This window comes from Acinetobacter brisouisimilis (assembly GCF_000368265.1).
Taxonomy (GTDB): domain Bacteria; phylum Pseudomonadota; class Gammaproteobacteria; order Pseudomonadales; family Moraxellaceae; genus Acinetobacter.
Genome location: NZ_KB851218.1, coordinates 269918 through 281689, shown reverse-complemented (window position 1 = coordinate 281689; position 11772 = coordinate 269918). Strand labels below are relative to the sequence as shown.

General features: G+C 42.0%; 11 protein-coding genes. 6 read left to right on the top strand and 5 right to left on the bottom strand.

Annotated features, from left to right (window positions below; all coding sequences use genetic code 11):
- Positions 1 to 32: 32 nt before the first annotated feature.
- Positions 33 to 644: an LOG family protein gene (locus F975_RS02675; RefSeq protein WP_004749966.1), complete on the bottom strand. Its 612-nt coding sequence runs from the start codon at positions 642 to 644 to the stop codon at positions 33 to 35.
- A gap of 382 nt (positions 645 to 1026) precedes the next feature.
- Here F975_RS02675 and F975_RS02670 point away from each other — a divergent pair, with 382 nt between their 5' ends.
- The 4 genes from F975_RS02670 to niaP are packed head-to-tail and all read left to right on the top strand — an operon-like array spanning position 1027 to position 5185.
- Positions 1027 to 2613 carry a TerC family protein gene (locus tag F975_RS02670; RefSeq protein WP_004749965.1) on the top strand — a complete coding sequence of 529 codons (1587 nt, stop codon included), beginning with the start codon at positions 1027 to 1029 and terminating at the stop codon, positions 2611 to 2613.
- A 41-nt stretch (positions 2614 to 2654) separates the two neighbouring features.
- Positions 2655 to 3122, top strand: coding sequence for a YchJ family protein (locus F975_RS02665; RefSeq protein WP_004749963.1), 468 nt, complete (start codon positions 2655 to 2657; stop codon positions 3120 to 3122).
- Positions 3123 to 3163: 41 nt separating this feature from the next.
- Positions 3164 to 3805: a trimeric intracellular cation channel family protein gene (locus F975_RS02660; protein ID WP_004749962.1), complete on the top strand. Its 642-nt coding sequence runs from the start codon at positions 3164 to 3166 to the stop codon at positions 3803 to 3805.
- Positions 3806 to 3865: 60 nt separating this feature from the next.
- Positions 3866 to 5185 (top strand): niacin transporter NiaP, encoded by a 1320-nt coding sequence (gene niaP / locus F975_RS02655; RefSeq protein WP_004749961.1) that lies wholly within the window; start codon positions 3866 to 3868, stop codon positions 5183 to 5185.
- Between the two features lie 44 nt (positions 5186 to 5229).
- On the opposite strand, the gene F975_RS02650 is transcribed toward niaP, so the two are convergent.
- From F975_RS02650 to F975_RS02640, 3 genes are read right to left on the bottom strand one after another with little or no spacing between them, the layout of a single operon-like run.
- Positions 5230 to 5895, bottom strand: a complete 666-nt coding sequence (locus tag F975_RS02650; protein WP_416201878.1) for a DUF799 domain-containing protein — start codon at positions 5893 to 5895, stop codon at positions 5230 to 5232.
- Positions 5896 to 5903: 8 nt separating this feature from the next.
- Complete coding sequence (locus F975_RS02645) at positions 5904 to 6257, bottom strand: DUF4810 domain-containing protein (protein ID WP_004749959.1); 354 nt, start codon at positions 6255 to 6257, stop codon at positions 5904 to 5906.
- 18 nt (positions 6258 to 6275) lie between these two features.
- Positions 6276 to 6941, bottom strand: a complete 666-nt coding sequence (locus F975_RS02640; RefSeq protein ID WP_416201877.1) for a CsgG/HfaB family protein — start codon at positions 6939 to 6941, stop codon at positions 6276 to 6278.
- Between the two features lie 276 nt (positions 6942 to 7217).
- On the opposite strand from F975_RS02640, the gene parC reads away from it, so the two are divergent.
- A complete protein-coding gene (gene parC, locus F975_RS02635) occupies positions 7218 to 9443 on the top strand; it encodes a DNA topoisomerase IV subunit A (protein WP_004749956.1) in 2226 nt (741 codons plus the stop codon).
- 132 nt (positions 9444 to 9575) lie between these two features.
- Entirely contained in the window at positions 9576 to 11255 is a 1680-nt protein-coding gene (locus F975_RS02630) for a long-chain-fatty-acid--CoA ligase (protein WP_004749955.1), read from the top strand.
- 37 nt (positions 11256 to 11292) lie between these two features.
- On the opposite strand, the gene F975_RS02625 is transcribed toward F975_RS02630, so the two are convergent.
- A complete protein-coding gene (locus tag F975_RS02625; protein ID WP_004749954.1) occupies positions 11293 to 11679 on the bottom strand; it encodes a hypothetical protein in 387 nt (128 codons plus the stop codon).
- Positions 11680 to 11772 lie beyond the last annotated feature (93 nt).

Genomic DNA, 11772 nt, shown 5'->3' with positions numbered 1-11772 from the left:
ACTCATTAAAGGTGGCTTGATTAAGCATGATTTTAAATCACAAAACTTGCAGGTGTTTTGAGATTATTAATGGCAGTGTAAATTTCAGAAATATTCTGGCAAATAATCAGTTTGGCACGGTGTTGTGGTGGAAGAAAACCTTCTGCAACTGCATGGTCAAGTTGGGCAATTAACGCGTTATAAAAACCGTTGACGTTATAAAGGATCATGGGTTTTTGATGCTGATCCAACTGTCCCCAAGTGGCAATTTCCAGAATTTCTTCAAATGTACCTAAGCCGCCTGGCAGGGCAATAAAGGCACTGGCGCGTTCAGCCATCATAGCTTTACGTTCATGCATACTTTTTACAATATGCAACTCTGTGAGGCGTTCATTGGCGATTTCATAGTCCAGCATAAATTCAGGAATGACTCCCACAACTTCGCCACCATGTTCAAGTACAGTATCTGCGACCTGACCCATCAAACCAATACTTGCACCACCATAAACAATTCCAAATCCATGTTCGGCTAAACCTTGCGCCAATTGAATTGCACTTTCTAAATAAACTGCTTTATTACCTACACGGGAGCCACAATATAATGCAATCAGTGCTTGCATCGTTTTTACTTTGTGATCTTTATTCATATTTACAACACTATTCATCTTTTATTCTCACCTTATCATGTTTTCTTGTTTTAGATTAAGCAAGAAATATGACAATTTGATGCGAAAGTGATTGTATTCCTAGCGTATTTTGTAAACCTTATCATCAGTATGATGGTCTTGAATCAGCTTGAAAGAACTGTCTCGAAAAAGCTCGATTTTTTGAAAAACTCTCATGAAAAGAGGATAAAAATGGTGAATTTCTAAAAAATCTTGCCTATACTGAAAATTCGATTCACAACATATAGATCAACATGAGTAGTGGTTGTAGGCGCTCGCACGATTTTTCAACAACTCAAATTTTGAACTACATTTCAGTTCATTCTTTCTTTTTGACGCAAGTTCAGTTTCCAGTTAAAGCTTTCCTCGGGGAGTGTGATCAATGATTTTCGAATGGATGTCTGATCCCTCAGCATGGGTAGGCTTGGCAACACTGGTGATTCTTGAGGTGGTTCTCGGGATCGATAACTTGGTGTTTATTGCCGTTTTGTCAGAAAAGTTGCCATTAGAGCAACGAGGTAAAGCACGTGTCGTTGGCTTATTGCTGGCATTGTGTATGCGTATGGTTTTATTGGCATCCATAGCATGGATTGTCACTTTAGATCAGCCTTTATTTCATATTTTGGGACATCCTTTTTCTGGGCATAATCTGATTTTACTGTTCGGTGGCGTATTCCTGTTATTTAAAGGCACCATGGAGCTGCACGAACGTATTGAAGGTAACCTGCATTTAAAAGATGAAAACCCAGTCCATGCGGCTTTTTGGGTGGTGATTGCCCAAATTGTAGTCCTCGATGCTGTGTTTTCGCTCGACAGTGTGATTACTGCTGTCGGGATGGTGAAACATCTGCCTGTGATGATGATTGCCGTGGTCATCGCTGTCGGCATTATGCTTTGGGCATCCAAACCGCTGATGGATTTTGTCAACAAACATCCAACGGTCGTGATTTTATGTCTTGGCTTTTTGATGATGATTGGTTTCTCTTTGGTGGTGGAAGGCTTCAATTTCCATATTCCAAAAGGTTACCTGTATGCAGCGATTGGCTTCTCGGTCTTGATTGAAGCGATTAATCAGGTTACTCGTCGTAATCAGGCACGTACAATCACTACAACTGATTTGCGTTATCGGACTGCTTCGGCAGTCATGCGCATGCTGGGTGGTCGACCAAGCAATACCAGCAATGAAACTGTATCTGAGAACGATGTTTTGGCAACGCATGCCTTTGCTGAAGAAATGTTTGATGGTGCAAATAGCGCATATCACAGTGTGATGGTGCAAGGTGTTTTGGGCTTATCAGAACGCCCTGTCAAATCGGTTATGACGCCACGACCTGAGCTGGAATGGATTGATCTTGATGATCATCCTGAGCAGATTCGCGAACATATGACGCAAATGACCCATTCACGTTTGATATTTGCACATGGTGAACTGGATAATCTGGCGGGAATTGCCCTGACACATAAAATCCTGAATGAGTATATCGAAACAGGTAAGCTGAACTTTACGGGACATCTGCGTGAACCGATGATTGTGCATGAAAATGCTCAGGTACTCATGGTTATGGAGCAGCTACGTCAGGCACCCTTACAAATGGCAATCGTGTTAAATGAGTATGGTTCAATCGAAGGGATTGTTACACCGATTGATATCTTAGAAGCCATTGCAGGGGAGTTCCCTGATGAAGATGAAATGCAGACAGTTGCAGAAAGTCTGGAAGATGGTTCACTCATGATTGATGGTTCAACCGACATTCGTCATATTTCTTTGTTGCTCGGACGTGACTTGGTTGATGAAAGTGAAGAATATTCAACACTGTCAGGATATTTATTGTTGCATTTGGGACGCTTACCCGAAAGTGGTGATGTGGTTGAAGTTGATGATTATCGCTTCGAAATTGTCACCATGGATGGGCATAAAATTGAGAAAGTCCATATTGTACCCAAAGAAAAACCTGAACAAACATCCTAAGTCTGGTTTTGCTAAAATAGCCCTTTAAATAGGGCTTTTTTATGAATGAACAAACCTGCCCATGTGGTCATGGGCAATACGCTACATGCTGTCAACCTTTACATCAAGGCATAGCCAGCGCGCAAAGTGCTGAACAGCTCATGCGTTCGCGTTATAGCGCATTTACTAAACATGAGATTGATTATATTGTCAAAACAACAGCTTTAGGGCAGCAGGAGCAATTAGACCATGCTGCGCTAGAGGCATGGAGCAGACATAATCAATGGCAGCAACTGGAGATTCTAAACAGTGTGCCTAAGCTGGATAAATCACACGCTATGGTGGAATTTAAAGCTTACTATTTTGATGGTCAGGAAAATCAAATTCATCAAGAAAAATCTTATTTTGTATATCATGCCGATCAATGGTTTTTTCTGGATCCGACATTGCCAAAAACATTCAGTATGAAGCAAGCCTGCCTGTGCGGTTCTGGGAAAAAATTTAAACATTGTTGTGCGAGTTTTCTTTAGAATAATGTTTGTTTTGAGCTACCTAAAAAAGGTTTCAGGGAATGCTGTTAACGGTCATTTATATTGTGGCGATTACCGCTGAAGCTATGACAGGTGCCTTGTCTGCGGGTCGACGCAGCATGGACTGGTTCGGTGTGATTCTGATTGCCTGTGTCACTGCACTTGGCGGTGGGTCGGTACGTGATGTTTTGCTGGGGCATTATCCTCTGGGGTGGGTGAAACACCCTGAATATCTGATGCTAACGTCTTTTGCCGCGCTGGTCACAATTTTTATTGCCAAATGGATGAAGCATTTACGCTCTATCTTTTTGCTGCTCGATGCTTTGGGGTTGATTGCTTTTACCATTATTGGTTGTCAGGTCGCTATCAAAATGGGGCATGGTTTTGTGGTGGCAGCGGTGGCAGGCGTATTGACGGGTGTATCTGGCGGAATTTTGCGCGATATTTTGTGTAATGATATTCCACTGGTATTTCGCCGTGAACTCTATGCCAGCATTTCCTTTGTGGCTGTCATCTGTTACTGGTTGTGCAGCATGCTTGATTTAACACTTGAAGTCACCAGCATTATTACCTTGTTGTTTGGTTTTACCCTAAGGGTGATTGCGATTTATTTTGGTCTGGAAATGCCGAAATTTATCTATAAAGAAGATGATGGACATTCGGCATCATCGATTGATGAATAAGACATTGTGTAGAACACTTTTCAATGCCTTTTAAATAACCTATTGATTTGAGAACAGCTTATGGATCTTGTATCCCGCGTGCAGCGCTTACCGATTGGTCGCTTTCATTATAATCTGTTGTGGATGGTTGGTTTGGGTTGGATGTTCGATGCGATGGATACTGGCATCATCGCATTTATTATGACCAAGCTGGTGCATGACTGGAGTTTGACACCTGTAGAAAGTGGCTGGATTGTGAGTATCGGTTTTGTCGGTATGGCAATTGGTGCGGTGTTTTCAGGTGCATTGGCTGATCGTTTCGGACGCAAGAATACCTTTGCCAGTACCTTGGTCATCTATAGTATTGCGACTGGATTATGTGCGTTTGCTCCAAATTTGACGGTGCTTCTGGTCTGTCGTTTTATTGTGGGATTGGGCTTGGGTGGGCAGTTGCCTGTAGCTGTGACTTTGGTCAGTGAATATGTGCCCGCACAGGTACGTGGGCGTTTTATTGTATTGCTGGAAAGTTTTTGGGGGCTAGGCTGGTTGGTTGCTGCCCTGATCTCTTATTTTCTGATTCCGCATTTTGGTTGGCATATTGCCTTTTTAATTGGTGGTTTACCCCTATTTTATGTTTGGGTAATTTTTAGCAAAGTGCCTGAGTCAGTTCCTTATTTAATTAACCGAAATCGTATTGAAGAAGCGCATGTGCTGATCCAGAAACTGGAGCGGCAGGCAGGAGTTGAGGTTATTCAAGAGATTGAAGTGCAGCCTGTCGCACATCAGCAAAAAGTATCCTTTCAGCAGTTATGGCAGAAACCATTTGTGCGTAGAACCCTCATGCTGTGGCTGATCTGGTTTGGCATAGTATTTTCTTATTATGGAATTTTTACCTGGTTGCCGAGCCTGTTGGTGAAGCAGGGCTATGATATTGTTAAATCTTTTGAATATGTGCTGTTTATGATTTTGGCACAGCTTCCAGGCTATGTTGCGGCATCTTGGCTGGTGGAAAAACTGGGTCGTAAAGGGACATTGGCAGGTTTTATCGGATTTTGTGCGGTGTCGGCATACTTTTTTGGTCAAGCCAGCAGCGCCAGTGAAATTATGCTGTGGGGCTGTTTAATGTCCTTCTTTAATCTGGGGGCGTGGGGTGTTTTATATACTTATACGCCAGAGCAATATCCAGCCAATATCCGTGCCTTTGGTTCAGGTTGGGCGGCAGCGATTGGACGGATTGGTGGTATTGTGGCACCCATGGTAGTTACGCATTTAATGGTTGCACCAGAAGCTTTTCATCATGTCTTTATGATGTTTACGGTGGTGCTTTTAGCTGTTGCTGCGGTAATTCTCATTCTTGGAGAGGAAACCCAAGGCAAAACGCTTGAGTCGATTGGTTTGTAAGAAAACGATCCTAACGATTTATCATCGCTAGGATCGCCCATTCATTAAGGCTGATATTTAGGCGAACGTGGTCCATAAAGTAGACCAATACCGCCCTGTTGGGTCGGAGTAAGCATTTGAGAGCTGACAATTGCAGCAGCTTTATAACCCGAATCAGACTTTTGATTAATCACCTGATCTACAACAGAAATGACCAGCATCGCAACCAAGTTGTTGTTATTGTCACTATTGGACAGAACGATGCGTTTCGAACCTGTCCATAAAACAGTACCTGTGTTCAAGTCAACCAGTTTGGCATCTGCCGAGACAGTGGTTGTAGTCTGAATGACTTGATACTTCGAGCCATATTCTTTTAAGTGAATATATAAAGCAGCATCTGCGCCAAAAATCTCTTTGAGTTTTGCTGCAGGAATGGACTGAGCATCGTATCCGTTGGTTACACCATTTTCTTTAAACATCCGATCCACAACGCTTAAAGGGAAAACATAGTAACCTGCTTCTGCAACAGGCACGGTGGTGGTTGACCAAAAACTGTAAGTTGCACGCGGCTCAGGGCTGTCATTGACAGGTGGCAAAACTAAGATCGAATGCGGCATATGTTGTTTATATACCGTTGCATCGTATTGAGGTTTGATGGCTTGGTGGGTTGCACAGCCTGTTAAGCTGATTCCGAAGCAAGCCAGAAGCAATAACGTCATATTTTTCATGATATTGTTCCTTAATTGGCTTTCAATTGAGCCAATAAGCGATTCATCAATACGCTGGCTTCAGGGTAGCTTTGTTTTTCCAGTTCAAAATATTGAGCTGCTTTTTGAGTGTCACTATTGCTATACAGTAGTCCCAAATGAGCATATAAGCCTGGTGGAATGGCTTGATTTTTAGCACGCGCTTTTTCAACATCAGCTTCTAAGACGCTGATTTGCTTGGCTGGAGAGGCTTTCTCAGGTTGATTAAATCCTAAATAAACCTGTTGAGGATAATTGCCCCAATGGTAAAGCGTATTGGGTTGCGAAGCACAACCTGTCAAGCCAATGGCAAGTCCAAGACTTACCCATGGTAAAATTTTTTTCATGTGATGTTATTCTCTGGCTTACTTCTGGATATTCCACTGATTGTTTTGAATATCGTTGACCAGATGATTGACTGCTTCACGAATGGCCAAATCCAGCACTTTGCCATTTAAGGTTGAGTCATAAGAGGCATCACTGCCAAAGCCTAAAACTTCGCGTTGGCTGAGTGAGTATTCACCACTGCCTTGCACAGAATGTACAATTGCTGAGGTTTGTACATCGACAATATTTAAATTGACTTTGGCATACGCAACTTGTGCTTTGCCACGTCCAAGCAAGCCAAATAACTGCACATCGCCCACTTCTTTGCGCCCAAATTCAGAAACATCACCTGTAACTACATAACGTGCGCCCTGAATTTTCTGAGCTGAGCCACTAAACCCTGTTTCCTGTTTCAGTTCGGATAAGTTGTCACGGTTTAAGACGGTAAAATAGCCTGTTTGCTGTAAGTGAGTTTCTAAAATAGTTTTAGCTTGTCCACCCAAACGGTCGACATTGTCTGAGAAAATGCCACGCATATAGCTTGAGCGGTTATCAAATTTCCCAATCGAAATACTGGTTTTTGTACCTGTGTATTTATTTGCGCTCAGGGCAGCATTCACTTGAGGAGATTGTAAAACTGTTGATTTTTCAACAGGCGCACAGCCACTGACCAAAACACCGAGTGCGAGTAAAGAGCAACCCATATAATGAATTTTCATAAATTATTTTTTCCAATCGAGTTATAATGAAGCTTATGTAATCTAATAAATATTATAAATCAACCACATTACATAGCCTATATATTATAAAGAAGCAGGGTATAAAACCCAAAGGAATGTGTGAATTGTATGCAATAATTTAAGAAAGTAGAAAAAAGCAGCGAGATCATAGAGTTTTAATTTACGTTTGAGTCCTGATCTTGTTAAATAGCCATATTCATTGTTTCTTTCCCTTAGCATTCAGATAGGTTCAATTCTTTTATGACCAATCTTGCGCATCATGCGACAGAAAACCGCTCCGTAGCAGAGTTTACCGAACAAGCCTACTTAAACTATGCCATGTACGTCATTATGGATCGTGCATTGCCCCATATTAGTGATGGTTTAAAACCTGTACAGCGCCGTATCGTCTATGCCATGAGTGAGCTAGGGTTAAAGCACAGTGGCAAACCGAAAAAGTCAGCGCGTACTGTCGGTGACGTACTGGGTAAATACCACCCACATGGTGACTCGGCATGTTATGAAGCCATGGTGCTCATGGCGCAACCATTTAGTTATCGTTATCCGTTTATTGAAGGGCAAGGCAACTGGGGTTCACCCGATGATCCGAAGTCTTTTGCGGCAATGCGTTATACCGAAGCAAAATTATCCCAGTTTAGTGAGCTGTTACTGTCTGAGCTTGGGCAAGGCACGTGTGACTGGCAGGACAACTTTGATGGCTCGTTAAAAGAACCGATAAACTTGCCTGCACGTGTGCCAAATATCCTGTTGAATGGTACGACAGGCATTGCTGTGGGGATGGCAACCGACATTCCGCCACATAACCTACGTGAAGTCATTAAAGGAACTATTGCCCTAATTCGTAACCCGAATCTGAGCGATGAAAAAGTCGCAGAATATATTCCAGGTCCAGACTTACCGACCAAAGCGGAAATTATTACGCCACCAGATGAACTGCTAAAAATTCAGACGACTGGGCGTGGCAGCTACCGTATGCGTGCAGTGTATACGGTTGAAAAAAATGAAATTGTGATCAGTGATTTGCCGTATCAGGTGTCTGGCTCAAAAGTGGTCACTCAAATCGCAGATCAGATGTTGGCAAAGAAATTACCTTTAGTCTCTGACATTCGTGACGAATCGGATCACAAAAACCCAACTCGCTTGGTGATTGTACTGCGCTCGAATCGTGTTGATGCCGAGCAGGTGATGAGTCACTTGTTTGCGACCACCGATTTAGAGTCTAGCTATCGGGTTAACTTAAACATGATTGGGGCAGATGGTCGCCCACAGGTTAAATCGATTCGTAAAATCTTGCTGGAATGGATCGAAATTCGTAAAGCAACCGTCACTCGTCGTTTGCAATATCATTTAAATAAAATTGAAAAACGCCTGCATATTCTGGCGGGTTTGTTAATTGCATATTTGGATATCGACACGGTTATTCAGATTATTCGTGAAGAAGATCAGCCGAAACAGGCATTGATGGAAAAATTGCAGATCGATGAGATACAGGCCGAAGCGATTCTGGAACTGAAATTGCGTCAACTGGCTAAACTTGAAGAAATGCAAATTCGCCAAGAGCAGGATGAACTTTCAGCCAAGGCAGCAATTATTCGTGAGCAATTGGCAAATCCTGAGTCATTGAAAAACCTGGTGATTAATGAACTCAAAGAAGATGCAAAAAAATTTGGCGATGAGCGCCGTTCAGCGATTGTACAACGCGCCGAAGCGGTACAAATTAAAGAACAGGATTTGATGCCAGCCGAAGCTGTAACGGTCGTGTTATCTGAAGCAGGCTGGATTCGTGCTCCAAAAGGTGCAGAGGTCGATGCTGAAAACCTCAATTACCGTGCAGGCGATCAGTATTTGAGCCATGCTGTTGGTAAGAGTAATCAGCGGGTTTATGTGATAGATCAGACAGGGCGAAGTTATGCCTTGCCAATCAATAGCTTGCCATCAGCACGTGGTTTGGGTGAACCATTAAGCTCGAAACTTTCACCTGCGAATGGCGTAGCATTTACTCAAGTGCTGATTGAAGACGATCAACAAGAATTACTGGCTGCGAGCAGTGCAGGTTATGGCTTTAAAACCCAAGCCAATGCCCTCGATACCAATGCCAAAGCAGGGAAAGCATTCCTGAGCATACCTGATCAGGCTCAAGTGTTACCTTTAATGCCAATTCAACAAAAAAGTCATGTTGCACTGTTAAGCTCTAGTGGGCGCGTCTTGATTGTTGACTTGCAAGAATTACCTGTTTTAAACAAAGGTAAAGGCAACAAATTGATACAACTTCAGGACAATGAAATTGTTGTGGATATGCAATTATTGAATTTATCTGATGTGATTCAGGTGGTTGCAGGGCAACAACAATTGAAATTAAAAGGCGATGACTTACAAAAATATCTTGGAAAACGTGCAGCAAAAGGACAACTTTTACCACGTGGTTATCAAAAAGCAAATAAACTCATAGTTCAGACATTGATCTAGTAAGCCAATTTTGAAATACGTTATATATGTTATTGTGGAAACAAAAGCGCGTTGGGCATAAGAAACTCAACAACCAGCTACATAGTATACAACGCGATCAGATCGGATTATAGATTGGAGATTAAAGGCATTATGGAAAAAATTTGGATTAATGAATACAAAAAAACAGGTATTCCCGAAATAGTCGAGCTGCCATCCGAAAATACTTCCTTAATTGATATTTTTGAACGCAATTTTCAAAAATATGCTTCTCGAGATGCTTTTATTTTCATGGATAAAACCATTTCTTACGCTGATGTTGATCGTGAAAGTAAGAAATTTGCCTGTTATTTGCAAAGTTTAGGTTTAGCAAAAGGCTCACGCGTTGCAGTGATGATGCCAAACGTATTTCAATATCCGATTGTCAGTTTGGGGATTTTTCGGGCGGGTTTGATTCTGGTCAATGTTAACCCGCTTTATACTGCACGTGAACTTGAACATCAGCTCAATGATGCAGGTGCAGAAGTTTTAGTGATTATTGAAAACTTTGCTTCGGTGTATCAAAAAATCATTGGGCATACGCCTGTCAAGCATGTGGTAGTTGCATCGGTTGGCGACATGTTGGGTTTTGTGAAAGGCAATCTGGTTAATTTTGTCTTGCGTAAAGTACGTAAACAGATTCCTGACTGGGATATTCCTGGGCATATCCGTTTTAATACTGCATTACATAAAGTCAGCCCGAGCCAATATAAACGCCCGATTGTCACCATGAGTGATACTGCAGTATTACAATATACAGGCGGAACTACAGGCGTATCCAAAGGTGCTGAACTGACGCATCGCAACCTGATTGCCAATATGCTGCAATGTGACACCATGTTCCAGAGCAAATTTGGTAAAAACTCGCAGGAAATCGAACGCTTGGTGTGTGCTTTGCCACTGTATCATATTTTTGCGTTTACGGTATGTGAACTGTACGGTATGTATAAAGGTTTCAGTAACTTACTGATTCCTAACCCGCGTGATTTAACCGCATTGACCAAAGAACTTGCTAAATTCAAGCCAACGATTTTCCCTGCAGTCAATACCTTATTTAATGCTTTGGTCAATAATGAGGGTTTCCGTCAGCTAGATCACAGCCAAATGAAGCTGGCACTTGGCGGAGGCATGGCTGTTTTGCCATCGACTGCCGCAGCATGGAAAGAGCTGACAGGTATTATTATCCATGAAGGTTATGGCTTGTCAGAAACTTCACCAGTTGCAACATTTAACCCGCCAGCTTCCTCTGAATTTAGTGGCTCGATTGGGATTCCACTGCCTGCAACTGAAGTTGCCATTTTAGATGACGATGGTAAAGAAGTGGCGTTGGGTGAGCAGGGGGAAATCTCGATTCGTGGCCCTCAGGTCATGAAAGGCTACTGGAACCGCCCAGATGAAACAGAAAAAACCATGACTGCAGATGGCTTTTTCCGTACAGGCGATATTGGGGTCATGAATGACCGTGGTTTTATTAAAATCGTTGATCGTAAAAAAGACATGATTTTGGTATCGGGTTTTAATGTTTATCCTGCTGAAATTGAAGAAGTTGTTGCAAAGCATCCAAAAGTTTTGGAAGTTGCAGCCATCGGTGTACCTGATGAAAAATCGGGAGAAGTTCCAAAACTGTTTGTGGTGAAAAAAGACCCAAGCCTGACCACAGAAGAACTGCTGGCTTATGCGAAAGATAATCTGACAGGCTATAAACGCCCACGTTATGTGGAATTTATGGATGAATTGCCAAAATCCAATGTTGGAAAAATCTTGCGTAAGGATTTACGTAATAAAGCCAAATAAGTTTTGAGTTTGACAAAATAAGACCGAAATTTCGGTCTTATTTTTTTGGTTGTTGCATTAGTTTGTCTAAATAAGGACGTGCGATATAGATAATAATCAGAAAAGGTAACATTCCAACCAGTTGTAAACGTAATGGTTTAAGTTGTAATGTTGCAAAAGTGAGGTAATTGTCGATCAAGCTATATACAACACACAGAATCAGCCATAACCAGATTGACCAGCGTTTAATGCCAACAGCATAAAATGCAACGGTTAACATGATGAATGTGCCAAGAGTTGACTGCCATGTCATATTGGCGCAAATGGTGGTAATCAGTAAGGCTGAGATTGGTAATACAATTTTTAAGATACGATCGACGCGCTTTTGAGCAAGCATTTGTTGTGACAGGGCATCTAACAAAGTTTGTTGATCTTGATCGATCATTCGGGCATCCACATTTGCATAATAGAAAGCCCTATATTTAACAAAAAAAATCACAGAAAAGCCATGTTATGATGAGTGCCTGTCTAATTTCAA